Origin of the sequence: Nocardia carnea (assembly GCF_029869215.1) — a bacterium.
Lineage (GTDB): Bacteria > Actinomycetota > Actinomycetes > Mycobacteriales > Mycobacteriaceae > Nocardia > Nocardia carnea_B.
The window spans coordinates 1-25,322 of sequence record NZ_JARWPM010000073.1; the positions used below are offsets into that span (position 1 = coordinate 1).

At 67.7% G+C, this 25,322-nt stretch carries 23 protein-coding genes and 1 pseudogene; 16 read left to right on the plus strand and 8 right to left on the minus strand.

The genetic code is table 11. The annotated features are described in order from the left end of the window. Positions 1–73 precede the first annotated feature (73 nt). On the plus strand, positions 74–307 hold the full coding sequence (locus tag QH276_RS03575; RefSeq protein WP_280406622.1) for a hypothetical protein: 234 nt from the start codon (positions 74–76) through the stop codon (positions 305–307). A gap of 1 nt (position 308) precedes the next feature. Here QH276_RS03575 and QH276_RS03580 read toward each other — a convergent pair. Next, a pseudogene (locus QH276_RS03580) lies at positions 309–509 on the minus strand (ferredoxin); the annotation flags it as partial. Continuing rightward, positions 506–1,834, minus strand: coding sequence for an NADH-ubiquinone oxidoreductase-F iron-sulfur binding region domain-containing protein (locus QH276_RS03585; protein WP_280396843.1), 1,329 nt, complete (start codon positions 1,832–1,834; stop codon positions 506–508). The pseudogene QH276_RS03580 and the gene QH276_RS03585, both read right to left, overlap by 4 nt. Before the next feature lie 118 nt (positions 1,835–1,952). Between QH276_RS03585 and QH276_RS03590 the strand changes: the two genes are divergently transcribed. Further along, complete coding sequence (locus QH276_RS03590) at positions 1,953–2,426, plus strand: hypothetical protein (RefSeq protein WP_280396842.1); 474 nt, start codon at positions 1,953–1,955, stop codon at positions 2,424–2,426. Between the two features lie 14 nt (positions 2,427–2,440). On the opposite strand, the gene QH276_RS03595 is transcribed toward QH276_RS03590, so the two are convergent. From QH276_RS03595 to QH276_RS03620, 6 genes are all read right to left on the minus strand, one after another. Continuing rightward, on the minus strand, positions 2,441–3,310 hold the full coding sequence (locus QH276_RS03595; RefSeq protein WP_280396841.1) for an alpha/beta fold hydrolase: 870 nt from the start codon (positions 3,308–3,310) through the stop codon (positions 2,441–2,443). A gap of 93 nt (positions 3,311–3,403) precedes the next feature. Beyond that, complete coding sequence (locus QH276_RS03600; protein ID WP_348536617.1) at positions 3,404–3,736, minus strand: Rieske (2Fe-2S) protein; 333 nt, start codon at positions 3,734–3,736, stop codon at positions 3,404–3,406. Positions 3,737–4,029: 293 nt separating this feature from the next. Next, on the minus strand, positions 4,030–5,175 hold the full coding sequence (locus tag QH276_RS03605) for an amidohydrolase family protein (RefSeq protein ID WP_280398321.1): 1,146 nt from the start codon (positions 5,173–5,175) through the stop codon (positions 4,030–4,032). Between the two features lie 200 nt (positions 5,176–5,375). Beyond that, positions 5,376–6,467: an amidohydrolase family protein gene (locus QH276_RS03610; protein WP_280398322.1), complete on the minus strand. Its 1,092-nt coding sequence runs from the start codon at positions 6,465–6,467 to the stop codon at positions 5,376–5,378. A 64-nt stretch (positions 6,468–6,531) separates the two neighbouring features. Beyond that, the gene (locus QH276_RS03615) at positions 6,532–7,896 is read right to left on the minus strand and encodes a cytochrome P450 (RefSeq protein ID WP_280401936.1); all 1,365 of its coding nucleotides are present in this window, start codon (positions 7,894–7,896) and stop codon (positions 6,532–6,534) included. A gap of 170 nt (positions 7,897–8,066) precedes the next feature. Then, the gene (locus tag QH276_RS03620; RefSeq protein WP_280401937.1) at positions 8,067–8,927 is read right to left on the minus strand and encodes a mycofactocin-coupled SDR family oxidoreductase; all 861 of its coding nucleotides are present in this window, start codon (positions 8,925–8,927) and stop codon (positions 8,067–8,069) included. Between the two features lie 492 nt (positions 8,928–9,419). On the opposite strand from QH276_RS03620, the gene QH276_RS03625 reads away from it, so the two are divergent. The 14 genes from QH276_RS03625 (at position 9,420) to QH276_RS03690 (ending at position 25,289) form a co-directional block, all read left to right on the plus strand. Further along, the gene (locus QH276_RS03625; RefSeq protein WP_280401938.1) at positions 9,420–10,967 is read left to right on the plus strand and encodes an AMP-binding protein; all 1,548 of its coding nucleotides are present in this window, start codon (positions 9,420–9,422) and stop codon (positions 10,965–10,967) included. A gap of 113 nt (positions 10,968–11,080) precedes the next feature. After that, positions 11,081–12,730 carry an FAD-dependent oxidoreductase gene (locus tag QH276_RS03630; protein WP_280401939.1) on the plus strand — a complete coding sequence of 550 codons (1,650 nt, stop codon included), beginning with the start codon at positions 11,081–11,083 and terminating at the stop codon, positions 12,728–12,730. A 76-nt stretch (positions 12,731–12,806) separates the two neighbouring features. Beyond that, on the plus strand, positions 12,807–13,670 hold the full coding sequence (locus QH276_RS03635; RefSeq protein ID WP_280401940.1) for an alpha/beta fold hydrolase: 864 nt from the start codon (positions 12,807–12,809) through the stop codon (positions 13,668–13,670). A 1-nt stretch (position 13,671) separates the two neighbouring features. Beyond that, positions 13,672–15,342 carry a bifunctional 3-(3-hydroxy-phenyl)propionate/3-hydroxycinnamic acid hydroxylase gene (locus tag QH276_RS03640; protein ID WP_280401941.1) on the plus strand — a complete coding sequence of 557 codons (1,671 nt, stop codon included), beginning with the start codon at positions 13,672–13,674 and terminating at the stop codon, positions 15,340–15,342. Then, positions 15,299–16,246 carry a 3-carboxyethylcatechol 2,3-dioxygenase gene (locus tag QH276_RS03645; protein WP_280401942.1) on the plus strand — a complete coding sequence of 316 codons (948 nt, stop codon included), beginning with the start codon at positions 15,299–15,301 and terminating at the stop codon, positions 16,244–16,246. The genes QH276_RS03640 and QH276_RS03645 overlap by 44 nt, the downstream gene beginning before the upstream one ends. 129 nt (positions 16,247–16,375) lie before the next feature. Further along, entirely contained in the window at positions 16,376–18,142 is a 1,767-nt protein-coding gene (locus QH276_RS03650) for an FAD-binding protein (protein WP_432278732.1), read from the plus strand. After that, the gene (locus QH276_RS03655) at positions 18,139–19,443 is read left to right on the plus strand and encodes an LLM class flavin-dependent oxidoreductase (RefSeq protein WP_280401944.1); all 1,305 of its coding nucleotides are present in this window, start codon (positions 18,139–18,141) and stop codon (positions 19,441–19,443) included. The genes QH276_RS03650 and QH276_RS03655 overlap by 4 nt, the downstream gene beginning before the upstream one ends. Positions 19,444–19,470: 27 nt before the next feature. Then, positions 19,471–20,358, plus strand: coding sequence for a coniferyl-alcohol dehydrogenase (locus QH276_RS03660; protein WP_280401945.1), 888 nt, complete (start codon positions 19,471–19,473; stop codon positions 20,356–20,358). Positions 20,359–20,379: 21 nt separating this feature from the next. Beyond that, a complete protein-coding gene (locus QH276_RS03665) occupies positions 20,380–21,369 on the plus strand; it encodes a cyclase family protein (protein WP_280401946.1) in 990 nt (329 codons plus the stop codon). 10 nt (positions 21,370–21,379) lie between these two features. Then, positions 21,380–21,991, plus strand: a complete 612-nt coding sequence (locus tag QH276_RS03670; protein ID WP_280401947.1) for an NADPH-dependent FMN reductase — start codon at positions 21,380–21,382, stop codon at positions 21,989–21,991. Continuing rightward, entirely contained in the window at positions 21,988–22,929 is a 942-nt protein-coding gene (locus QH276_RS03675) for an alpha/beta fold hydrolase (protein WP_280401948.1), read from the plus strand. Before QH276_RS03670 ends, QH276_RS03675 begins: the two co-directional genes overlap by 4 nt. A gap of 48 nt (positions 22,930–22,977) precedes the next feature. Beyond that, a complete protein-coding gene (locus QH276_RS03680) occupies positions 22,978–23,814 on the plus strand; it encodes an SDR family NAD(P)-dependent oxidoreductase (RefSeq protein ID WP_280401949.1) in 837 nt (278 codons plus the stop codon). A 42-nt stretch (positions 23,815–23,856) separates the two neighbouring features. Beyond that, complete coding sequence (locus tag QH276_RS03685) at positions 23,857–24,060, plus strand: ferredoxin (RefSeq protein ID WP_280401950.1); 204 nt, start codon at positions 23,857–23,859, stop codon at positions 24,058–24,060. Beyond that, entirely contained in the window at positions 24,057–25,289 is a 1,233-nt protein-coding gene (locus tag QH276_RS03690) for a cytochrome P450 (RefSeq protein ID WP_280401951.1), read from the plus strand. The genes QH276_RS03685 and QH276_RS03690 overlap by 4 nt, the downstream gene beginning before the upstream one ends. Positions 25,290–25,322 lie beyond the last annotated feature (33 nt).

Consider the following 25,322-nt stretch of genomic DNA (forward strand, 5'->3'; position numbering starts at 1 on the left):
TTGTGTTTCTTGTGTGTGGCGGGGGGCGGGGCGCGCGGGGGGGGCGCCCCCCCCCCCCCCCCCCCCCCACGATATGGTGCAATCCCTGGCGGCATTCGTACTCGGGTACGCCGCCACGGGCTTACGTATGACCCCGGATTCCCCGGTGGAAACGCCCCGGGAACCCGCGGTGGACGCCGGTAGCTATCCGCTCTTCGCCGTGGCGGCCGGACGATCCGACCGGTCATCCCGGTTCGAGTTCGCCCTCGACGCGCTGCTGAGTGGCTTCGGCACCGCGATTTCCGCCGCAGCAGTTACGGATTCGTGACCGTCTGTTCGGACAGGATGCTGATGGCGTGCACGGGGCAGTCCAGGAGTGCGCGAGTGACCGCGGGCTCGTCGGCGGGGGAGATCACCGGATCGCCGGCGAGGGAGGCGTAGCCCCAGTCGTCGAGGGGGAAGTGATCCGGGGCGTGTTTGGCGCAGAGGCCGAAACCGTCGCAGAGTGTGCGGTCCAGTTTGATCTTCACAGGACGGCCTCCGTGTGGACGCAGTAGGGCGCTCGGTCGGTGGCGGGGCTACCCGCGCAGTCCGGGCAGTGGTTGTCGAGATGTGCGGCGACTTCCTGCGGGAAACGGTCCAGCAGGCTCGCCGCGGTATTGCAGGCGGCGTCGAGCGTGCCGCAGGCGCCGCGGCCGCGCAATACGGTCGACCAGCGGCGTAGCCGGGCCAGATCGTCGCCGGTGGCATGGCCTTCGGCCAAGGCGGTGGTGGCGGCGGCCATGGCGGCGGTGCCGTGGAAACACGACCCGCACTGTCCGGCGTTCTCCCGGTCGAAATAGTTCAGGACCGCGGCCGCGACCGCGACCGGGCACTCTTCGGTGAGGAATACGATCGCGCCGCAGCCCAGGCCCGCGCCGGCGCGGCGCAGGGTTTCGTGGTCGAGGGTGAGTTCGGTGATCCGGCGGTCCAGGAGTCCGGTGAAGTATCCGCCCACCAGTGCGCCGCGGACCGATTCCGCGGAAATCCCGTGCAGGCCCAGGAGTTCGGTGACCGGCAGGCCGTGCGGGAGTTCGTAGAGGGTGGGTGCCCGGCCGGCGGCGGTCACGGTGGACAGGAAAGTACCGGGGGAGAGTGCGGTACCCGCCGCGCGATAGGCGTCGGCACCCCACCGGTCGAGGAACGGCAGGTTTGCGAGGGTTTCGACATTGCTGACCAGCGTGGGCAGCCCGGCGACGCCCGCTTCGTAGGGGCGCGGGGGTTTATCGGTCGGGACGGCCCGGCCACCGTTGATCGCCTGGACGGCCGCGGTTTCCTCACCCGCGACGTACCCGGGGGCGACGCGGACGACGGTGAGTTCGGGCCCGCCGGGGATCGCGCCGCCGAGTTCGTCGAGGGCCGCGGTCACCGAGCGTTCTGCTTCCGGGTCCGAGAGGTAGAGGTACCCGCGCCGGGCGCCGGCCAGGGCGGCCGCCAGGCGCAACCCGTCGAGTACGAGATGCGGGCGGTGGCGCAGCAGCCAGCGGTCCTTGAACGAGGCGGGTTCGCCCTCTTCACCGTTGGCGACGACCACGGTTTCCGTCCAGCCGGCGGGCGCTCCCGCCCCGGCACGGCTCCCCGCGCGCACACCGCGCACCTTCACCGCGAACGGGAACCCGGCGCCCCCGCGCCCGCGCAATCCGCTGTGTTCGATGGCGTCGGCGAGCGCGGCCACCGAACCGAGCGGGCGATAGCCGCCGCTGTCCCGATATTCGTACGCGGACTCGACTCCACCACCGAGCCGCAGCAGGCGCGGTTCGCTACCGGGATACGGAACCACGGCCAAGCCCCCGGCCGAGGAGAAAATATGCTGCATCGTGCCTCCTGAGTGGGCGCGGCGCCGAGCCGCTCGTATCGGAGTACTGCCGGTTCGCCGCGGCCCCGGGCGGGACAAGGCTGGGTTGCGTCACACTGCGCCCATTAGGCTCGTGCGCATGCGAACTGCGGTGCTGCGGGTGAACGTCGATCCGGCCGGTGCGCTCAGCGGCGAATCGCTGGCCCGCGGGATGGCCGAGCTGGCCGCCGCGCTCGCCGGAACCGGCGGCGAAGTCCTGGAGAAGGATCTCCGCGCCGCCCCGCGGTCCCGGCGCGAGGTGCAGGTGCTGCTCGATACCGCGGATGCCGGTGCGGATACGGTGCGGGTGGCCGAGGTCTGCGCGCGGGTGTTCGGCACCGAACCGGTGCCGGGTGTGGTCACCTATATCAGCCGCGGTACCGATGCCGACGCGTACGGGGTGCTGGCGGGGTTCGGGCTCACCGGGGAGATCATTCGCACGGCGGGACCCGACGGTTACGACATCCTGCAGGTGCGCCTGCGCGCGGCCGATCTCGAGCGGGTCCCGGAGAGCCGGATCCTCACCGCCCTGGAGGCCTCGACCAACTGCGAGGTCCGGATCAGCACGGTCTGACACGGGGCCGGGGGTCATCGGGCGCCCAGGAATTTCAGGATTTCCGGCGCGGCCAGCACCCAGGTGTCGAACATGTTGTAGTGCTGCACCCGGCCCTGCGCGCGGTCTTCCATGGCGCGCTCCCACGCGTCCTCGGGCCACGGCGGGTCGATCAGCGTCGAACCTTCGATCAGGCAGTGCACCTCGAGCGAGGTGCGTTTCGGATGATCCAGATCCTTGGCGCCGCCGCGGATGATCAAGGTGGGCACCTGGATTCGCTCGAACATCTCGTCGTCCACTCCCGGAATCGTCTGACCCGGTTTCGGCACATAGGCGTTGAGCCAGCGCAGGGAGAGTTTCACGAACTCGTCGGCGTCCAGGGCACGAAGCCGCTGTTCGTTGTCCGGGTTCTCGGCGATCCGCTCCCGCCATTCCGTCATCCGCAGCAGGCCCTCGGTCCCGAGGGCCCGTACGGTCTGCAGGCTGGGCAGGACGTAGTAGGCGCCGAGGTTGAAGGTGCCGTAGACGCCGCCGACGATGTTCCACAGCACGAGATCGGTGACCAGGTCCGGATACAGCATCGTGGTGAGCATGGAATCGCGCGCCCCACCCGACCCGCCGGCCAGGATCACCGGCCCCGTCCCCAGCTCGGTCAGCAGCCCGTGCAGGGTTTCGGCGCGCATATGCGATTCGGTCTGCCCGGTGAACTGCACATCGGAGGCCCCGCAGTTGGGCCGGTCCCACAGCAGCACCCGGTAACCGCCGGCGACCAGGGCCTCGGCCAGCGGTCGCAGGCCGGGGATCTCTTTGCTGTACCGGCCGCCGGGCGTCAGCACGATGAGATCGCCGGTGTCACCGAGGATCTCGTAGACCACCTTGCCACCGTTGACCGTTACCGCGGGCATCTGCACACTCCTGCCAAGGGTCCGGGGAGTCGCCCGGGGCGGGAACTCCCGCGGCCGGCCGCAGCGGGCGGCCGGCCGGATCTGCTGAACGGGTCAGGCGGTGACCAGGACGTCTTCGCCGACCACCCGCACCGGATAGGTACGGATACTCCATTCCGGTTTCACCGCGGTGGTGCCGGTGGCGAGTTCGAACCCCCACTGATGCCACGGGCAGTAGATGAACTCGTTGTCCCGCACCATCACCGAATCACCGGGCACCGATTCGTCCACCACCGTGCGGCCGCGGGTACGCCCGGCGCACAGCGGACCACCCTCGTGCGGACAGTAATTGGCGATCGCATAGAACGTGCCGTTGACGTTGTACACACCCACCCCGTGCCGCCCGATCGGCACGACTTTCGACGAACCGGGCGGAATCTCGTTCACTGTCGCGACGATATGCTCCCGGCCCTGCGCGAGTCGCCGGCTCGTGCCGGATGCCGGGGACGCGTCTCCGGCACCCCGGTTCCGCCGTACTGCGGTGGCACCCGCCGTGGGCGCAGCCGCGCCCGTCGCCGGAACATCTGCGCTGCCCGCAGGGCCGGGGACCGGTGGGCGGGCTGCCGGCTCCGCCGCTGTCCGGGGGATCTCCGGTGTCGCTGCCGTTCCGGTGCTGCCGGACTCCGGCGCGGAGCCCGCGCCCGAGGACATACGCGCGGGGGTTTCGCTGACGTCACCCATCAGTGCACCCGTACCTGTCCGGGCAGTGCCGGAACGGTCTCCGGCAGGTGGTAGGTCTCGATACCGTTGCGGAACATCACGTTCTCCCGCGCCGCGGGCGGGAGGTGTTTCACCAGCCAGCGCGGATCGTCGAAGGTCCAGTGCGGGTAGTCCGAGGAGTAGAGCAGGATCTTGTCCGCTTCCATCCATTCGAACGCCCGGGTGAGCTCGGTTTTGTCCTCCGGGTAATCCAGCGGCTGAGTCGTGAACTTGATGTGTTCCTTCACGTACTCCGACGGCTTCCGCTTGATCGACATATAGGAACCGCGAGCCGCGTAGATGGCGTCCATCCGCCACATCAGCGGCAGGATCCAGGTGAAGGCGTGCTCGACGAAGACGATGCGCAATGCCGGGAACCGGTCGAAGACCCCGTCGAAGATCAGGCTCATCACCTGGTTCGCCGCGAGCAGCGAGTAGGTGACCATGAAATCGTGGTTGTAGCTGGGGAAACCGACCGGTGGCATCGGCATGGTCTCGTAGGCGCCGCGGCTGAGGTGGCAGCTCACCGGCAGGTCGTGTTTCACCGCCGCCGCCCAGATCGGGTCGTAACCCGGATCGCCCCAGGAAGGGCGCGGTTCGGCCTTGATCAGGATCTGCGCCATATAGGGATGCCCGGCCCACTTCTCGATCTCGGCGACCGCGGAACGCGGATCGTCGATCGCCACACAGATCGAGCCGCGCCAGCGCCGATGCCAGTTGTTGTGGGAATCCAGCCATTGCGCATTCAGCCAGCCGTTGACCCCCGTCGCCATCGCGGCCGTGGCCTCGGGCAGGCGGGTCGCCTTCACGGTCGGCTCGAGGATGACGATATCCGAGCCCGCGTCCATGATGAGCTGGCGGAACGCCATATCCGGGTCACTGCCGGGGAATTCGCCGTTCTCGGGAAACGTATCGACCCGCATCGCCTTGGAATGCGCGTAATCGGGCGCGTCGTAGATGATGGTGTCGCCGACACGGTGACTGAGAAAGAACGAACTGCGCCACGGTTCCGGAATGTGCTCCACCAGGTCTCCCCGCCGGGGGACCGGGTGGACATCGGAATCGACGACGCGTACCGGAACCAGTTCCGTGGAGGGAATACGCGCCCGGTCCTGTGCCCTTGTCATAACGCCTCCTTCGTACGGGTTGCATGTGGTCGGCGGAGGCCGTAGCGAAGGCGGAGGTATCGCATCATAACGCCTCCTTCATCGGGGCTGCGTGCGGCCGGCGGAGGCCGAAGCATTGGCGGAGGTATCGCATCAGTGCGTCTCCTCGAGCACCATTGCGGAGTGATCCGACCGTCCGAACAGCGATCGCGGAGCAGACATCAGCCGACAGCCGTTACGGTGTCTACATCGATGCTGTACAGCCGCGCCGCGTTACGCCAGTAGAGTTTTTCCCGCTGTTCGGTGGTCAGCGCGGCCGGCAGGGTGTCGGTATCCCCGGAATGCCAGTGCGGATAACTGGACCCGAACATCACCATGTCGTCTTTGCCGGTGAAGCCCAGCCATTCCGCGGCGAACGAGGCATCGCCGGGACCGTCGATCGTCGCGTGTACGAAATACACGTGTCCGGGCAGGTAGTCGCTGGGCATCCGGGGAGCCCAGGGGGTCTGTTCCAGATGCGGCCGGCCGAAGGTGTCCATCCGCCAGGTGAACGGGGTGAGCAGATCGGCGCCGCCGTCGGCCCAGACGAATTTCAGGCCCGGATACCGCTCGAACACACCCTCGGCGATCATGTTCATCAGGTGATAGAGGTAGTTCAGCCCCATGAACCCGTAGTACTGCTCGTACGTGCGCGGATGGCCGGAAGGGGTCGGCGGCAGACCGATACTCTCGCCGGTTTCGATATGCGCGGCCACCGGCAGGTTCGCCGCCGCGGCGGCTTCCCACAGCGGCCAGAACTGCGGTTTGCCGTACAGCTCGCGTGATTGCAGCGGGATACCGAGCTGGACGATGCGCGGATGGCCGCCCAGGCGGTCGATTTCACGCAACGCACCGCTGATGTCCTCCGGATTCACCCGTAAGGTGCCACGGAAGCGGTCGTGGTAGGTGCCGCCGTCGAGCCAGCGCGACACCATCATGTCGTTGTGTGCCGAGAGCACAGCGGTGGTGAGGTGCCGGTCGGGGAGAATGCCGCGCGTCATCGGATGCAGGACGGCCACATCGACACCGCGGGCCTCGAACAACTGCTGTCCGACGAACTCCGGATCCGATCCCGGGTAGCCCTTGTGCGGTCCGCGGGCGCCCTTGACGTATTCACCGCCGGGCGCGCCGTACCAGTCCATTTCCGGGGCGGGGATGCCGCGGCTCTTGAAGGGCTCGCGCAGATACGAGCGCATATCGTCGTTGGAGCGGAAGAAAATATGCACGCTGGTATCGATCACCGGGGTGCGGGTGCCGCCGGGCAGATCCTTCATCGCGGTCCTCGTCGGTAAGTCGAGGGTGCCGGCCGGAGCTCACCGGTCCGGCCGGCACCGGCGGTCAGTACTCGAAATCGATCACCGCGGCATCGGGCCGCTCGGTCACCGGGGCGGCCAGGCCCTGCTCATCGCAGATCCGCTGCAGATGTTCGATGGTTTCGTCCAGGCCGGGGCCGAGGCGTTTACCGGGGGTGAAGGTGGCCGGCAGGTTCCGCATCCCCTGGATGACGCCGATGGTGTCGTAGTGCACCGTGCCCTCGGGATCGCAGGTGTAGTCCGGCATCCGGTCGAGCACGGCCAGCAGCATGGATTTGAACACCGTGCGGGCCACATTGGAGCCGATACACCGGTGCACGCCCAGCCCGAAGCTGAAGTGCCGGTTGCCCTTGCGGTCCAGGACGATCTCGTCGGCGTCGGGGAAGATGGTCTGGTCGCGGTTGGCCATCGCCCAGGACAGCCACAGCCGGTCGCCCTCTTTGAAATCGATGCCCTGATAGGTGCAGTCGTCGGCGATGGTGCGGCCGTCACCCGGCGCGGGGGTGAAATAGCGCAGGAATTCCTCGGTGGCCGAATCGAGCAGTTCGTCGCGGTCGCGGCTCAGCTCTTCGCGCTGTTCCGGATTCTCCGACAGCCATTCCAGGGAATGCGCGGTGAGCGCGGTGGTGGTATCGAAACCGCCGCCGATCAGCAGGCCGATCATTCCGAGCAGTTCCATATCGGGCGCCGGCTCGCCGTCGATCCGCAGTTCGGTGAGCGCTTTGATCAGGCCCGGACGCGGATCGGTCTTCGCGTCGTTGAGGCTGGTCAGGATATCGATGCCCATGGTGCGGTGCATTTCGGCGACACGGGCGGCATCGGGCGAATCCTCGGGAGTGTAGACCGAGGCGTGCACCGGATCGCTGTACACCGACCATTTCTTCAGCGGAATCCCCAGCATGGCCAGCGTCAGCACGGCGGGCACGATATTGGCCAGATCGTCGACGAAATCGATCCGGCCCGTCTCGATTTTCTCGTCGAGGCAGGCGCGCACGACTTCGTCGATGAACGGCTGCCAGCGCTTGACGGCCGCGGGGGAAAGGTAGGGGTTCAGCACGGAACGATAGGTCCGGTGCTCCGGCTCGTCCATCTCCAGCATGCCGCCGCGCACCATCGCGGCGCGGCGCGGTTTGGGAATGGATATGCCCTGATAGCCGCGGCGTTCGTTGTGCACATCGTGGTCGACCGACACCTCGGGACACCGGGCCAGTTCGAAGACCGCGTTACCGCCGGCGGCGACCCAATGCCCGTCGTACGTCTCGCTCCACGCCACCGGGCATTTCGCGTGCATCTCGTGCGTGATCTCGGTGAACTGCTCGCGGTATTCGGGGGTGTGCCGATCGAAATGGAACCGCGGCTCTTTGCGCTGGTCGTTTTCCGTAGAAGTCACGGTCTGTAGTCCCTCTGCTGGTCACTGGGTGGCGAACCTTCGCCGGGGGCCCGGAACTCTGCGCCGCTCCGGGAATGGTCGGGGAGGCCGGCTCGCCACCGGGCGGCGGCGCGCGTCTCGATCGCCTGCGATATTCGCGCGCCGCCCGCGCCGGCGTGGCCGGAGGAGGATCAGAGTTTGTGGTCGTACCACTTCAGGTAGCCACCACCGTCGACCCGCATCTGCATACCCGTGACGAAGCGGGCTTCGTCCGAGACCAGATACAGGATGGCGTTGGAGATATCGACCGGTTCGATCCAGGGGGTCTTCATGGCCTGCTGCACGTAGAAGGCCGGTTCGGCGTCGGCGCGGCCCGGGTTCTCCAGGTCGGGCCGGAACGAGCGGTACATGGGCTCGCTCTGCAGCATGTCGGTATTGCAGTTGGTCGGGTGAACCGCGTTGGCGCGGATACCGCGGGGCGCGAGATGCCGGGCGATGTCGTAGATGTAGTACGACAGTGCGCGCTTGGAGTGCACGTAGGCCATACCGCCGAGATCCGATCCCGGATTGTCCATCTTGCCGGTGTCCATCATCGCCGCCGTCGAACCGGTGGCCACGATGGCCGCACCCTCACCGAGATGCGGAAGCGCGGCCTGAATGGCGTTGATGGTGCCGACCAGGTTCGTGTTGATGACATCGGTCCAGGCCTGGATATCCGGTTGGCCCTTCATCCCGGCAACGCCGGCCTGCGCGATGACGATATCGAGTTTGCCGAATTCGGCCACACCGGCGTCGAGCGCGGCCTTCAGGCCCACGGCGTCCCGGACATCGGCTTTGCTCGCGACGATACGGCGGCCGGTCTTCTCGACCAGGCGCACGGTTTCTTCGAGGTCCTCGGGCGTGGCCAGCGGGTACCCGATGGTCGACATGTTCTCGCAGATGTCGACGGCGATGATATCGGCGCCTTCCTCCGCGAGCCGTACCGCGTGACTACGGCCCTGACCGCGCGCGGCGCCCGTGATGAATGCGACTTTGCCCTCAACACGTCCCACAGCATTCCCTTTCGATCTGTATTCGGGAGTGACCTGCCCGGTGTGCCGGTCCACCGGGAGCGGCAGGCGGCACGGGACAGGGTGCGCGGCGACTGCCACGCGTCGATCCGGCCGCGGCCCCGATGCGGTGTCGACCCAGCACCGCCGGGTACCGGCTGCGGATATACGGCTGTTCTCGTATGCGAAAAGAACTGCGTTTTCGCATACGAGAACGGTACTCTACCCGTGGGGTCGGCGGCAAGGTTTCGGCAGAAGCCTGGTCGGCTGCGCTGTTTACGATCGGCGGGCAGGCTCCGCTGCTCTACCTCGCGCAATGACCTCGGCGGTCGCGCGTCGCTCGGCGCGTAAACCGTTTTCTTATTAAGAGAATTCTATTTTCACCAGCCGGCTCCGGTGGGTTCGCCCGGACGACCCGAGTGGTGGGCCCGCGACTCCGGCGGTGCGAAAGGGGTGAACGGTCATGACCCTGCGAGGCCTACGAGGTGAGCGCGGATGACCCGCGCTGTTCCGGACGAACTGCGGCAGCGCTACGAAGCGGCCGGTTGGTGGACCCGCGACACCATGGGCGACCTGCTGAGCCGGTCACTGGCGGCCGCGCCCGGCGTCGTGTTCCGGGTGTATTCCGATACCCGGCCGTGGCGGGGCACCTTCGCCGAGGTGGAACGGGTGGCGCGGTGCCTGGCCGCCGGGCTGCGCGCTCGCGGGGTCGGGCCCGGCGATGTGATCGCGTTCCAGCTACCGAACTGGATGGAGGCCGCGGCGACCTTCTGGGCGGCGTCCTTCCTCGGCGCCGCGGTCGTACCGGTCGTCCATTTCTACGGCCCCAGCGAACTGCGGCATATTCTGCGGGTTTCCCGACCGAAGGTTTTCGTCACCATGGCGGAGTTCGGCCGCCGCACCTTCGATCCCGGCGTGTGCGCGGAGGTGCCGATCGTCGGTGTGGTCGGCCGGGATTTCGACGATCTGCTCGCCGCGGAGCCGATGCCGGGCGTACTTCCGGCGGATCCGGCCGGGCCGGCCCTCATCGCGTTCACCTCCGGTACCACCAGTGCGCCCAAGGGGGTGGTGCACAGTCATCAGACCCTCGGCTGCGAAACCCGGCAACTCGCGGAACGCAACCGCGACGATCGTGGTGATCAGCTCACCGCGACCCCCGTCGGCCATTTCATCGGTATGGTCGGTGCCTTCCTGTTGCCGGTACTGCACGGGCGCCCGGTGCATATGCTCGACGTCTGGGATCCCGGCCGGGCGCTGGCGCTGATGAAGAACGACGGCCTCGTGGTGGGCGGCGGGCCGCCGTATTTCGTCACCAGCATGGTCGAACATCCCGACTACACCCCGGAGCATCTCGCCCATATGCGGTATGTCGGGCTGGGGGGTTCGGCGGTCCCGGCCGCGGTGACCCGCATGCTCACCGAATTGGGCATCGTCGCGTTCCGGGCCTACGGCAGTACCGAACACCCTTCTGTTACCGCCTCGGCACTGGACGCACCCGAGCACGAACGGATCGGCACGGACGGCCGGGCGATGCCCGGGGTGGAGATCCGGATCGCCCCGGACGGGGAAATCCTCAGCCGCGGGCCGGATCTGTGCCTGGGATACACCGATCCGGAGCTCACCGCGCGGGTGTTCGACGCCGACGGCTGGTATCACACCGGCGATATCGGTGTGCTGGATGCGTCGGGCTGCCTGACCATCACCGATCGCAAGGCCGATGTGATCATCCGCGGTGGCGAGAACGTGGGTGCCCGCGAGGTCGAGGATGTGCTCGACGCGATGCCGCAGGTGGCCGAGTCCGTGGTGATCGCCTTGCCCGACAGCCGGTTCGGTGAGGTGGTGGGGGCGGTACTGCGGTTGAACCCCGGCTGTGTGCTGCCGTCGCGGGACGAGGTGCGCGCGTTCTTCGAGCGCGCGGGGGTCGCGCGGCAGAAGTTGCCGGCCCGCTTGTTCGAGGCCACGGACTTCCCGCGAACCCCCAGCGGCAAGATCCAGAAACATTTGATCCGGCAGGGTATTGCGGCATCCATCCTGCGAGAATAATATTCTCGAAAAGGGAGATTAGCGTTTTACGCGAGTCGGTCCGGTTCGTGCCCGCACGACAGCCCGCCGGACCGGCGCTTTCCGCTCCGCCTGCTCGCCGAAAGGACAGCGCAGTGCCCTCGCATCAGCCCCCGGTCGCCGAATCCGATCCGCCGACCTGGGACGAAGAGACCGATATCGTCGTCCTGGGTTCCGGTGCCGCCGGACTCACCGCGGCGCTCACCGCCGCGGTGGAGGGCGCCGCCGTGGAGTTGTTCGAGAAGGCGCCCACGGTCGGCGGTACCAGTGCGGTATCCGGTGGCCTGGCCTGGATTCCGGCGCATGCGCGGGCCGGTCGCGAGCTGACGGTCGAGCACGCGCTGGCCTATCTCGGTGCGCAATCACTGGATTCGATGGACGACGAACTGGTCGAGGTGTTCGTCCGGACCGGGGCGCGGATGCTCGACTACGTCGAACAGCACAGCGCGGTGACCTTCGAAGTGGCCGAGGGTTTCCCGGACTACAAGCCGGAACTTCCCGGTGGGCGGCCCGCCGGTGGCCGCTCGATCGGGCCGGCGGCCTACGACCTGGCCCGGCTCGGCCGGTGGCGGGACCGCCTCACCACCTTCCCGCTGGACTGGAGCAATGTCGGATTCGACGCCGAAACCCGGGCCCGGTTGCGGGCCGTCCTGGGCGATGCCTCGGCGGATGTCTGTGTCGCCGGGCAGGCGCTGGTGGCCGGGTTGCTCGAAGGTGTGCTGGCGGCGGGGGTCACTCCGCGTACCGGAGCGCGCGGGCTCGAGTTGATCGCGGACAACGGTGCCGTCGCCGGCGCGCGGATCGCACTCGGCGGCCGGGAGATCACGGTGCGCGCACGGCGCGGCGTGGTGCTGGCCACCGGTGGGTTCGAATGGGACGCCGGGCTGGTCAAGGCCTTCCTGCGCGGTCCGATGACCGGCCCGGTGTCGCCGCCGAACAACACCGGTGACGGGCTGCGGATGGCCATGGCGCACGGTGCCGACCTCGGCAATATGGGTGAGGCCTGGTGGGTGCCGGTGGTGCAGTTGCCGGGCGACACCATCGACGGCCGGCAGCGCAGCCGCAGCGTGCGGCTGGAACGTACACGGCCGCGCAGCATCATCGTGAACCGGGCCGGGAAGCGGTTCGTCAACGAGGCCGCCGAATACAACTCGATGGCGGGTGCCTTCCACTATCTCGATCCGCGCGGCGGCTACGTCAACAACCCCGGGTGGATGGTCTTCGACGCCGAACATCTGCGCCGGTACGGGTTTCTCGGTGTGGAGCCCGGTGGTACAGCGCCGGACTGGTTCTGCGAATCGGCCGATCTCGCCGAACTCGGCGCGAAAACCGGTATCGACCCCGAGGGTTTGCGGCGCACGGTCGCCGAGTGGAACCGCGCCGTGGCCGCCGGCGCCGATCCCGATTTCGGCCGCGGTGCCAGCGAATACGACGGCTACTGGGGTGATCCCGAGGCCGAGACCGTCGCGGGCCGCACGCTGGGGCCTGTCGACACCGGCCCCTACTACGCGGTCCCGGTGACGGTGGGGGCCATGGGAACCAAGGGCGGCCCGCGTACGGATCGCGACGGCCGGGTCCGGCATATCGGTGGCGCGGTCATCCCGGGCCTGTACGCGGCCGGTAATGCGATGGCGGGCGTGACCGGGCGGGCCTACGGCGGCGCCGGCGGGACGATCGGGCCCGGGATGGTCTTCGGATTCCGGGCCGGCTACCACGCCGCCACCGGTGAGTCGGCGAAGTGCTGAGCGAGGACGTGCGGCCGGGACCGGTCACCGCGGCGTCGGTGCGCGGGCCGCGGGTGTAGACGAACGGAAGGTAGCAGTGGCGGAATACGAGAGCGTGTGGTGCGATCTGCAGGGGGTCGCGTTCAGCCAGGGATACCTGGATGTGGCGGGGGTGCGGACGCGCTACCTGCACGCCGGGGACCGGAACAAACCGGTGCTGGTGTTCCTGCACGGGTCCGGTGGACACGCCGAGGCGTATGTCCGGAATCTGGCGGCGCACGGCGAGCATTTCTCCACCTGGTCGATCGATATGCTCGGGCACGGTTACACCGATAAACCCGGGCATCCGCTCGAGATCGAACACTATGTGCGGCATCTCGTCGCGTTCCTGGATACGATCGGCGCCCCCCGCGCGCATATCAGCGGCGAATCGCTGGGTGGCTGGGTGGCCGCCCGCGCCGCCTGCGACCATCCCGGCCGGGTCGACCGGCTGGTCCTCAACACCGCGGGGGGTTCGCAGGCCGATCCCGAGGTGATGGCGCGGATCGTGCAGCTGTCGATGGCAGCGGCCGCCGATCCCACTTGGGCGACCGTGCAGGCGCGGATCAAATGGCTGATGGCCGACAAGTCGAAGGATTACGACGATATCGTCGCCAGTCGGCAGCGGATCTACGCCCAGCCCGGTTTCGTCGAGGCCATGCGCGACATCATGGCCCTGCAGGATCCGGCTATCCGAGCCCGAAACCTGCTGGGCCCGAAGGAATACGGCGCTATCACCGCACCCACGCTGGTGGTGTGGACCAGCGACGACCCGACCGCCGATGTCACCGAGGGAAAACGGATCGCTTCGATGATCCCGGGCGCCCGGTTCGAGGTGCTGCCGGAGTGCGGGCACTGGCCGCAGTACGAGGCGCCGGCGGCGTTCAACGCGCTTCATCTCGAATTCCTGCTGGGTGGTTGATATGGATACCGGGAACGGCAGCGCCCCCGCGCGCTACGACGTCGTGCTCGTCGGCGCGGGCCCGGTGGGGCTGACACTGGCGAATATGCTGGGCCGCTACGGCGTCCGCACCCTGCTGGTGGAGGAACGGCCCACCCTCATCGACTATCCGCGCGGTGTCGGAATCGACGACGAATCGCTGCGCACCCTGCAGTCGACGGGGCTGGTCGAGCAGATCCTGCCGCATACCAATCCGAACCAGATCATGCGGTTCGTCGACGGCGAGCGGCGGCTCCTGGCCGAGATCGCACCCACCGAACAGCAGTTCGGCTGGCCCAAACGCAGTGGATTCATCCAGCCGCTCGTCGACGCCGAACTGTTGCGCGGGCTGGACCGTTTCGACAGTGTCGAGATCCGCTGGGGCACCGCCATGGTCGACTGCACGGACACCGGCGCCGAGGTCCGGGTGCAGTTGGAAGCACCGGACGGCCCGGAGACCGTCCGGGCCCGCTACGTGGTGGGCAGTGACGGCGGCCGCAGCGCCACCCGGCACCGGATGGGCGTGAGTTTCGAGGGCACCACCTCCTCGACCCGCTGGCTGGTGGTCGATATCGACGGTGACCCGCTCGGCCACCCCAATGTCGAAGTCGGCGCGGATCCGGCCCGGCCCAACGTCTCCATCTCCCTGGCGCACGGCATCCGCCGTTTCGAATTCCTGCTGCATCCGGGTGAATCCGACGCGGACGCCGAGACTCCGGAATTCCTGGCGCGGCTACTGGAACCGTTCGTCCCGCACCCGGAACGGCTGGATGTGATCCGGCGCCGGGTCTACACGCACCATTCCCGGATCGCCGGCGAATTCCGCAAGGGCAGGTTGCTGCTCGCCGGGGACGCCGCGCATCTGATGCCGGTCTGGCAGGGGCAGGGGTACAACAGCGGGATCCGGGACGCGGCGAATCTGGGCTGGAAGCTCGCGGCCGTGGTCACCGGACTGGCCGATGACGTCCTGCTCGACAGTTACGACCAGGAGCGGCGGAAACACGCGCGCGCCATGATCGATCTGTCGACCATGGTCGGGCGGGTGATCTCGCCGACGAACCCGCGGGTCGCCGCGGTGCGTGATGTGGCGGTGCGCGCGCTGGCCGCGGTACCGCCGCTGAAACGCTACGTACTCGGTATGCGGTTCAAACCCATGCCGCGCTACGACCGGGGCGCGGTGGTGCACGGCTGGTCGCGGTCGCCGCATTCGGCGGTGGGCACGCTGTTCATCCAGCCCCGGGTCGCCACCCGGGACCGGCCGGATGTGCTGCTGGACGACATCCTCGGCCCGTGGTTCGCCGTGCTGTGCTGGAACAACCAGCCGCGGAAAACACTGGGCGAGGCGGAATTCGCGCGCTGGAAAGAGCTGGGTGCCCGGTTCGTGGAAGCGCGTCCCGCCACCCAGTTGCACTGGACCGGCCACGACGATCCCGAGGTGCTGGTGCTCGGTGATCACACCGGGGCGCTGAAGAAATGGTTCGACGGCCAGCTCGATTCCGTGCTGTTCCTGCGCCCCGACCGGTTCGTCGCCGGCGCCTGTATCGCCCAGCATGCCCCCGAACTCGGTGCGGCACTGCGGAAAACGCTCGCGCTCACCCCGGGAGGTACCGATGCCGCTGGCCGTATGCTGCGTCTCGCACAGCCCGCTTCTTGAACTACCGGGACCGGGCCGCGAGCTGCTGACCGAGATCGGCGGCGCCCTGGACCAGGCGCGGGAGTTCGTGCGGGACTTCGACCCCGATCTGGTGGTGTCGTTCGCCCCGGACCACTACAACGGGTTCTTCTACAAACTCATGCCCCCGTTCTGCCTGGGCACGGCGGCGGCCGGCGTCGGGGACTACGGCACGTACGCCGGTCCGCTGAACGTTCCCGAAGAGCAGGCTCTGGCACTGGCCGAGGCACTGCTCGAGGCCGGCATCGATATCGCCACCTCGGCGGAGATGTCGGTCGATCACGGCACGGTGCAACCACTGCAGCAGTTGTTCGGGGATGCCTGCGCCCGGCCGGTGATCCCGATCTTCCTGAACTCGGTCGCGACCCCGCTCGGGCCGTTGCGCCGGGTCCGGGCCCTCGGGACCGCGGTCGGGCAGCATCTGGCGACCCTCGGGAAACGCGTCCTGGTTCTCGGTTCCGGGGGACTGTCGCACGATCCGCCGGTTCCGCGGCGCGCGACCGCGCCGTCACCGGTGCTGGAGCGGATCGTGCACGGCCGGCCGATGACCCCCGAACAGCGACAGGCCCGGCAGACCGCGGTGATCGCGGCCGCCCGGGAATTCGCGGCCGGGGACGGTCCGCTGCAACCGCTCAACCCGGACTGGGACCGGGAATTCCTCGACCTGGTCGACACCGGCCGGCTGGCGGCCGTCGACGGCTGGTCCAACACTGAGATCACCCGGATCGCGGGCAATTCCGCGCACGAGATCCGCACTTGGGTCGCCGCGTTCGCCGCGCTCGCCGCGCAGGGGGCCTATCGGACCACCGTGCGCTATTACCGGCCCTCGCCCGAACTGATCGCCGGTTTCGCCGTCCGCACCGCGTATCCGGCCGACCCCGGGTAGCCCGCCACCGCAACCCCGTATCGACCACCCCCGACGAAAGGTGAGGGCATCGTGACCACGGACGAACCGGAAACCACCGGCTACGACGAAACCGTCGATGTGCTGGTGATCGGGTCCGGCGGCGGCGGGATGTCGGCCGCGCTGAAGGCCGAGGCCGAGGGCCTGGACGTCCTGATCGTCGAGAAGGGGGCGAGATACGGCGGGTCCACGGCGCTGTCCGGCGGCGGAATCTGGGTGCCGAACGCCCCCGCCCAGCGGCGGGCCGGATACGAACTGGAACCGGACAAGGTGGTCGAATACCTGAAGACGATCACCGGCGGGCTGGTCACCGAGCAGCGGTTGCGGATGTATGTCGAGAAGGCGCCGGAGATGATGGCCTTCCTCGAAGAGCGCAGCGAGTGGATGCAGTTCGTCTGGAAGCCCGGATACGCCGATTACTACCCGGAACTCGACGGCGGCTCCGGGCAGGGCAGCACCATCAACGTCCCGCCGATCGACACCCGGGCGCTGGGGGAACACGAGAGCGAACTACTCGAACCGCTGGCCTTGGCGCCCAAGGGAATCTGGCTGGGGCCGATGGATCTGCGGCTGTTCTATCAGGTGCGGCAGAACTGGCGCGGTAAAGCGGTGCTGCTGAAGCTGATCTGGCGGATGGTGCGGGCTCGCGTCTTCGGCGACCGGATCGTCACCATCGGGCAGTCGCTGGTGACCCGGTTGCGGCTCGCGCTGGAAGAGCGGGATATCCGGCTCTGGCTGAGTTCCCCGATGCAGTCGCTGATCACCGGCCCGGACGGCCGGGTGACGGGCGCGGTCGTCGAACGGGAGGGTGTACAGGTCCGGATCGGGGCACGCCGCGGGGTGATCCTGGCGACCGGTGGTTTCGAGCGGGACATGGAGTGGCGGCGCGCGGAACTGCCCGAGGTGGACACGGACTGGAGCTTCGGTAACCCGCTCAATGTCGGCGACGGTATCCGGGCCGGGGAGAAGGCCGGTGCGGCGACCGATCTGATGGACGAGTCGTGGTGGTTCCCGGCGGTGCAGTGGCCGGACGGCCGGATGCAGTTCATGCTCAACGAGCGCATGATGCCCGCCCAGTTCATCGTCAACGGGGCAGGGGAGCGGTTCATCAACGAAGCCGCGCCCTATATGGACTTCGGGCACGCCATGATCGAAGGGCAGCGCAGCGGTGTCACCCATATCCCGTGCTGGCTGATCACCGATGAACGATCCTGGCATCGGTATGTGATCTGCGGACATCTGCCGATCCCCAAGGTGCCGTTCGCGCCCGTGCCGACCGGCCGGAAGGTTCCGGCGGCCTGGCTGGAATCGGGCGTGGTGGTCGAAGCGCGGTCCTGGGACGAACTCGCGCGCAAGATCGAGGTGCCGGCCGACAAACTGAAAGCCACCGCGGAACGGTTCGGCGAACTGGCGCGTAAAGGCCACGACGACGATTTCGGTCGCGGTGACAGCGTCTACGACAACTACTACGGCGACCCCACCCTGCCGAACCCGAACCTCTTCCCGATCGGGAAACCGCCCTACTACGCCTTCCGGATCGTGCTCGGCGATCTCGGCACGTCGGGCGGGCTGCGAACCGACGAATACGCCCGGGTGCTGCGTGCCGACGACACGGTGATCGACGGACTGTACGCGACCGGGAACGCCTCGGCCGCGGTGATGGGCCGCAGCTACGCGGGTGCGGGAGCCACCATCGGGCCGGCCATGACCTTCGGATACGTCGCGGCGCAACACTGCGCGCAGCGGCAGCTGTCCGGAAACAACGGTGCCGCAGGGGAAAAAGGCACGGTCTCGTCCGGAAACGGCGCGGCACCGGGCGAGGCGGGCACGGCGGGGGACGAATCAGCGACGATCGAATCCACCGGAGGTAATCGATGAAAATATCCCTCTTCTACGAGTTCGCCCTGCCGCGGCCGTGGACCGACGACGACGAGTTCCAGATGTTCCAGGACGGGCTGGACGAGGTAGAAGCTGCGGACAGAGCCGGTTTCTCCACGGTCTGGCTCACCGAACACCACTTCCTGGAGGAGTACTGCCACGCCACCGCGCCGGAAATGTTCCTGGCCGCGGCCAGCCAGCGGACGAAGAACATCCGGCTCGGTTTCGGTGTCATGCACCTGCCGCCGGGGATCAACCATCCTGCCCGCGCCGCGGAGCGCGTCGCCACCTTGGATCACCTGTCCGGCGGCCGGGTGGAATTCGGTACCGGTGAATCGTCGTCGGTGGCCGAGCTCGGCGGATTCAATATCGACCCCGCGGATAAACGCGCCCAATGGGAGGAAGCCCTCGAGGTCACCGTCCGCGCGATGACCGAGACCCCGTTCAGCGGGTTCACGGGCGAGCACATCTCCATGCCGCCCCGCAATGTCATCCCGAAACCGCGGCAGACCCCGCACCCGCCGCTGTGGGTTGCCTGTACCCGGCCGTCGTCGGTGCAGATGGCGGCCCAGAAGGGAATCGGCGCACTGAGTTTCGCCTACACCGGCCCCGAGGCGCTCGGGGAGCGGGTGCGTGGTTACTACGCGGAATTCGAGAATGCCGCCGCGCCCTCGGTACCGCAGATGAATCCGAATATTCTCGCCATCGGCGGTGACCTGTCGATGATGGTCGCCAAGACCGACGAGGAAGCGGTGAAACGCCTCGGCCTGGGCGGCGGCTTCTTCTCGTTCGGCATCATGCACTACTACATGACCGGTATGCACACCCCCGGCCGCACGGGTGTGTGGGATGCCTATCTGGACGCGGTGAAGGAAGACGACACCCTCGCCTACGGTCCCGGCCGCGGCGCCATCGGCGGCCCCGAGACGGTCCGCGAATTCCTGCGCGGCTACGAGGAGAGCGGGGTCGACGAGATCATCCTGCTGCTGAACCCGCGCAGCCACGAAGGAACGATGGAATCCATCGAGATCATGGGCAAGGAGATCCTGCCGGAATTCATCGAACGCGACGAAGTGGCCCGGGCCGAGAAGGCCAAGCGGCTCGAACCGGTACTGGAGAAGGCCGAAGCACGGCGCCGGCCCTGGGCGGTACCGGAATTCGACGAGAGCTACGCCATCGGCGGCCTGCCCACCGGCCGGGGCGGCAAATTCACCGCCAGCGAGATCCCCGAAGCCATGGCCGAGATCAACGAGGGCCGGGTGAAGGCCGCGCAAGCCCTGAAAGAACAGCAGCAGGGCTGAGCGACGGCAGCGAGAGAGGAGAGCGCGGTGCCCGAGGTGGACTCGATCGCCCGGCGGTGGCGTTACGACGGCAAACGGGTGGTGGTGACCGGTTGTGCCTCCGGTATCGGGGCCTGCCTGGTCACGCAGTTGCGGGGGCTGGGCGCCGAGATCGTCGGCCTCGACCGGCTGCGCCCGGGCACCGAACTCGACGAATTCCACGAGATGGATCAGGCCGATCCGGCGTCCATCGACCGGGCCGTGCGCAGGATCGGGACCGAGGTGGACGTGCTGTTCAATATCGCCGGCGTCTCCTCGGGTATCGGCGATCCGCTGCGCGTCGCCACCATCAATTTCCTCGGGATGCGGCATATCACCGAAGCGCTGGTCCCGCATATGGAACCGGGTTCGGCGGTGGTCAGCGTCTCCTCGCTGGCCGCATCCGGATATCTGGAGAACCGCTGGGCGGTCAAGGGATTGCTGGAAACCTCCTCGATGGAAGAGGGAATCGGCTGGTGCACCGCGCACCCCGAAGCCCTCGCGGACGGCGGCTACCGGCTGTCCAAAGAGGCCATCATTCTCTACACCGTGCGCACATCGGTGGAACTCGCGCGCCGCGGTATCCGGATGAATTGCACCGGCCCCGGTGTCACCGAAACCCCCATCCTGGACCAGCTGCGCTCGGCATACGGCCAGGACTATCTCGACGGGATCCGCAAACCGCTGGGCCGGTCGGCCGATCCGGTCGAACAGGCGTCCGCACTGCTGTTCCTCGGCAGCCGCGCCGCCGGATACATCACCGGACAAGTGCTGTGGGTCGACGGCGGCAACCTCGCCGCGCGCTTGGCGGACGAATTGGCCGGGCCACCGCCCGCGCAGACCACCGGGGCGGAATCGCCCGGAGCCACCGGGGCGGTCCCGGGCGAGCGGGCATAGGCAGCTGGAAGGAAAAGCAACGTGGCAACTCTGACCGATTTCTACAAACTCGGTGACACCGTGCGCAATTGGGGCCGGTGGGGCGCCGACGACGAACTCGGCACGCTGAACTTCATCACCCCGCAGAAGGTCGCCGCCGCAGCCGGACTGGTCCGGCACGGACGAGTGTTTCCGCTCGGTATCGACTTCGGCTCCAACGGCCCGCAGGGCGCGTTCAAATTCCGGGCCAATCCCACGCACGTCATGACCGTCGACGGCGGCGACGCGGAAACCTTGACCCAGTACGGTCCGAAATGGCTGCAGAATTCGGTGGCCGGTGAACTGGCCGGCTTCTTCGCCGACAACCCGTTCCGGTTCAACGACGATATGCTCATCATGCCGCTGCAGGCCGCCACCCAATGGGACGCCTTCTCCCACGTCTACTACGGGGACAAGCTCTACAACGGTTTCCCGGCCGATTCGGTGACCAGTATGGGCGCCTTCCACTGCGGTATCGAAAAGGTGGACAGCAAGGGGATCACCAGCCGCGGCGTCCTGTTGGACCTGGTGAAGTACCGCGGCGCGGACACGTTCCTCGAGGTCGGCGAACCGATCACCGGCGACGAACTCGACGAATGCGCGAAACGCCAGGGCGTGACCGTCGAATCCGGCGATATCGTCCTGGTCCGCACCGGCTGGTGGAACCGCTTCCTCGAGGCGGGCGATGGTTCCGAACCCTATTCGGGCCTGGACTGGACCTGCGCGAAATGGCTGCACGACCACGAAATCGCGGCCGTCGCCGCCGATAATCTGATGGTCGAGCATCCCGTATCGGGTGTCGAGGGAACCTTCCTGCCGATGCATATGCTGTGCCTGCGCGATATGGGCCTGATGCTCGGCGAATACTGGGATTTCACCGCCCTGGCCGCCGATTGCGCCGCCGACGGTGTCTACGAATTCCAGCTCATCGCCCCGCCGCTGCGTGTCGTGGGGGCGGTCGGTTCCCCGATCAACCCCATCGCCATCAAATAGGAGACCGGCCATGACCGTGGGAAGCACAATGGTGGATCGCACAGTATCCGAAACCGGTTCGCGCCCGTTCGTCGTCGGTGTCGGCGGTACCTTACGCCCCGGCTCGTCGACCGAGCGGGCCCTGCGGCACTGCCTCGACGCCGTCGAACAGCGCGGTGGCCGGACGGCGTTGTTCAGTGGTGAACAGATCAATCTGCCCATGTACAACCCGCACGATCCGGTGCGCACACCCCAAGCTGTCGCCCTGGTCGAGGCGCTGCGAGCAGCCGACGCGGTGATCGTGGGATCGCCCGGCTATCACGGCGCGATCTCCGGTCTGGTGAAGAACGCCCTCGACTACGTCGAGGATATGCGTACCGATCCCACGGTCTATCTGGACAACAAGCCGTGGGGCTGTATCACCTGCGCCTACGGCTGGCAGGCCGCCGTCGGAACCCTGGGCCAGCTGCGCGGGATCGGGCATGCGCTACGGGCCTGGCCCACACCGATCGGCGTCGCGATCAATTCCGCCGACAAGATCTGGGACGACGCCGGCGCCCTGGTCGACACCGGCGTGCGAGGCCAGCTCGAACTGCTCGCCGTACAGGTGCTCACCAGCGCCCGGCCGATCGGCACCGCATGAGCGAGTCAGGCCCGGAGGCGGTAGCGGAGCGTGACCACGCAGGGTCCTCGCTGAGCGAGTCGAGCCGCCGGGCGAGGGCAGTTGCCGGATACGAGCATCGGTCGATCGAGGTCGACGGGCTGCGCACGCATTTCCTCGAAGCGGGCTCCGGCGAACCTGTCATTCTGCTGCACGGTGGTGAATTCGGTGCGAGCGCCGAAATAGGCTGGGAGCATACGATCGATGCGCTCGCCCAGCGCTATCGCGTCCTCGCCCCGGATATGCTCGGTTTCGGCGATTCCGCGAAGGTCGTCGACTTCACCGACGGCCGCGGCCTGCGGATCCGGCATATCGCCCGATTCTGTGCCGTGCTCGGTATCGAATCGGCGTATTTCGTCGGCAACTCGATGGGGGCGGTCAATCTGCTCGCCGACACCACCTCCGATAATCCACGGCTGCCGGTGCGCGCCATGGTGACGATCTGCGGTGGCGGGCAGATCCAGGCCAACGAGCATATGCGCGCGCTCTACGATTTCGACGCCACCCTGCCCGCTATGCGGGCGATCGTCACCGCCCTCTTCGCCTCGCCGGCCTATCCCGCCGACGCGGACTATGTGCAGCGCCGGTTCGAATCGGCCACCGCGCCCGGTGCCTGGGAAGCGCTCGCGGCCGCCCGCTTCCGGCGACCCGGTGCGCAGACGCCGCCCGCGCCGGGGGACCGGCCGTTCGAACGGATCCGGGTGCCGACCCTCGTGATCGAGGGCGGTGCCGACAAACTGCTGCCACGTGGCTGGGCCGCCGAAGTCGCCGCTCGGATTCCGGACGCCGAATCGGCGGTGGTCGCCGAGGCCGGGCACTGCCCGCAAATCGAACGCCCCGAGGTGGTGAACGCGCTGCTCCTGGATTTCCTGGAGCGGCAATCCCGAGTCGCTGCCGCCGGGTACGCACACAGCGGATGAACCGGCGCCCGGACAGGCAGGTTTTCGTGACGGAAGGAAAGGCAGCGCATGGGTAACGAGTTGGCGGGCAAGGTCGCGGTGGTGACCGGTGGCGCGTCCGGGCTGGGCAGCGCCATGGTGGAACGGTTCGTCGCCGAGGGCGCCCGGGTGGTGGTCGGTGATATCGACGCCGAGAAGGGCCGGGCACTGGCCGATCGCTGCGGTGCCGCCGCGCTGTTCCAGGTCAGCGATGCCGGCGACCCCGGCCGGCTCGCCCAGCTCGTCGACCTCGCCGTCCAGGAGTTCGGCGGGTTGCACATCATGTGCAACAACGCCGGTATCTCCGGGACGATGCACCGCAGCATCCTCGACGACGATTTCGCCGATTTCCAGCGCGTGATGTCGGTGAACGTCCTCGGCGTCATGGCCGGGACCCGGCTGGCCGCCCGGCAGATGGCGGACAACGGGGGCGGATCGATCATCAACCTCTCGTCGGTGGGCGGGGTGCAGGCCGGCGGCGGGGTGATGACCTACCGTGCCTCCAAGGCCGCCGTCATCCATTTCACGAAATCCGCGGCCATCGAACTTGCCCAGTACGACGTGCGGGTGAACTGTATCGCCCCCGGCAATATCCCCACCGATCTGCTCGCCAAGGCGTCGAGCACCATGGCGCCGGAAAAGGCCGAGCGGATGACCCGCACCATGCGCGAGATGATGAACCGCGACCGCCCGCTGCCCCGCGAGGGCACGCCCGCGGATGTCGCCGAGGCCGCGGTGTACTTCGCCGGCGACCGTTCCCGCTATCTGACCGGCACGGTCCTGGCCGTCGACGGCGGCACCACCGCCGGGAAGCCGGTGCCGCGCCGCGAGGCGGCCAATGGTTGCGCCCCGGCGGCGAAACCCTGAGCGGCCGCAGCTCCCGACCCTTCACCCAGGAGAGAGAACGTCATGAAAGTGACTGTCGAACAAGGGAAATGCATTGCTGCGGGGCACTGCGTGATGGCGGCCGACGCGGTTTTCGACCAGCGTGAGGAAGACGGCATCGTCGTGCTGCTCGACGAGAACCCCCCGGACGATCTCGCCGACGACGTCCGCGAAGCCGCCGCCGTGTGCCCCGCCATGGCCATCCACGTCCACGAGGAGTCACAGTGACCGAAACCCATGCCGCGCCGGAAGCCGCGGACATATTGAACTACCCACTGGAGCGGGATGCCGCCTGCCCGTTCGCCCCACCGCCGGAAGTGCTCGGCCTGATCACCGAACGGCCGCTGAGCCGGGTCCGGATCTGGGACGGCAGCACGCCGTGGCTGGTCACCGGCTATGCCGAGTTGAAAACGTTGATGTCGCATCCGGGGATCAGCACCGACGACCATCAGCCCGGGTTCCCGCACTGGAACGAGGGCATGCTCGATATGGTGCCGCATCGGGCCCGCTCGGTGTTCAACACCGACGGCGCGGAACACAGCCGGTTCCGCCGGATGATGACCAAACCGTTCACGGTCAAACGGGTCGACGCACTGCGCCCGGCGATCCAGCAGATCACCGATGAGCATATCGATGCGATCCTGGCCGGGCCGCAGCCCGCCGACCTGGTCGAAGCGCTCGCTCTGCCGGTGCCGTCGCTGGTGATCAGCGAGATGCTCGGCGTGCCCTATTCCGATCACGAGTTCTTCCAGCAGCACGCGTCCACCGGTGTCTCCCGCTACGCCACCGCCGAGGAATCGCAGCAGGGCCGGGTGGGACTGGCGCGCTACCTGATCGACCTCATCAAAGCCAAGATGGACAATCCGGCCGAGGATATGGTCAGCGAGCTGGCCGAACGCGTCACCGCCGGGGAGATCTCCATGAAGGAGGCCGCGCAGATCGGCACCGGTGTCCTCATCGCCGGCCACGAGACCAGCGCGAATATGATCGCGCTGGGTACGCTCGCGTTGCTGCAGAACCCGGACCAGCTGGCGTTGCTGCGTGATACCGACGATCCCAAGGTCGTCGCGAACGCCGTCGAGGAACTGCTGCGGTATCTGAGCATCATCCAGAACGGGCAGCGGCGGGTCGCGGTGGAGGATATCGAGATCGGCGGCCACACCATCAAGGCCGGTGACGGGGTCATCATCGACCTCGCCCCCGCGAACTGGGATCCGAGCCAGTTCCCGGAGCCGGGCAAACTGGATCTCACCCGCCCCGCCCGCCTGCACGTCGGTTTCGGTTTCGGTCCGCACCAGTGCGTCGGCCAGCAGCTGGCCCGCGTGGAATTGCAGATCGTGTTCAGAACCTTGCTGCAACGCATGCCCGGCCTGCGCCTGGCCATTCCGTTCGACGAGGTCGAATTCAAACACGACAAACTGGCGTTCGGCGTGTACCGCTTGCCGGTGACGTGGTGATCCGCCGTAACGACTGCGCCCCGAGGAGAAAAC

Excerpts from the sequence above, each read along its gene's own strand:
- QH276_RS03575 (WP_280406622.1), top strand. The coding sequence starts at position 74 with ATGGTGCAATCCCTGGCGGCATTCGTACTCGGGTACGCCGCCACGGGC.
- QH276_RS03605 (WP_280398321.1), bottom strand. The coding sequence starts at position 5,175 with ATGACAAGGGCACAGGACCGGGCGCGTATTCCCTCCACGGAACTGGTT.
- QH276_RS03645 (WP_280401942.1), top strand. The coding sequence starts at position 15,299 with ATGCCGCTGGCCGTATGCTGCGTCTCGCACAGCCCGCTTCTTGAACTA.
- QH276_RS03595 (WP_280396841.1), bottom strand. The coding sequence starts at position 3,310 with ATGCCCGCGGTAACGGTCAACGGTGGCAAGGTGGTCTACGAGATCCTC.
- QH276_RS03625 (WP_280401938.1), top strand. The coding sequence starts at position 9,420 with ATGACCCGCGCTGTTCCGGACGAACTGCGGCAGCGCTACGAAGCGGCC.
- QH276_RS03585 (WP_280396843.1), bottom strand. The coding sequence starts at position 1,834 with ATGCAGCATATTTTCTCCTCGGCCGGGGGCTTGGCCGTGGTTCCGTAT.
- QH276_RS03655 (WP_280401944.1), top strand. The coding sequence starts at position 18,139 with ATGAAAATATCCCTCTTCTACGAGTTCGCCCTGCCGCGGCCGTGGACC.
- QH276_RS03680 (WP_280401949.1), top strand. The coding sequence starts at position 22,978 with ATGGGTAACGAGTTGGCGGGCAAGGTCGCGGTGGTGACCGGTGGCGCG.
- QH276_RS03670 (WP_280401947.1), top strand. The coding sequence starts at position 21,380 with ATGACCGTGGGAAGCACAATGGTGGATCGCACAGTATCCGAAACCGGT.
- QH276_RS03640 (WP_280401941.1), top strand. The coding sequence starts at position 13,672 with ATGGATACCGGGAACGGCAGCGCCCCCGCGCGCTACGACGTCGTGCTC.
- QH276_RS03685 (WP_280401950.1), top strand. The coding sequence starts at position 23,857 with ATGAAAGTGACTGTCGAACAAGGGAAATGCATTGCTGCGGGGCACTGC.
- QH276_RS03675 (WP_280401948.1), top strand. The coding sequence starts at position 21,988 with ATGAGCGAGTCAGGCCCGGAGGCGGTAGCGGAGCGTGACCACGCAGGG.
- QH276_RS03650 (WP_432278732.1), top strand. The coding sequence starts at position 16,376 with ATGTCGGCCGCGCTGAAGGCCGAGGCCGAGGGCCTGGACGTCCTGATC.
- QH276_RS03590 (WP_280396842.1), top strand. The coding sequence starts at position 1,953 with ATGCGAACTGCGGTGCTGCGGGTGAACGTCGATCCGGCCGGTGCGCTC.
- QH276_RS03610 (WP_280398322.1), bottom strand. The coding sequence starts at position 6,467 with ATGAAGGATCTGCCCGGCGGCACCCGCACCCCGGTGATCGATACCAGC.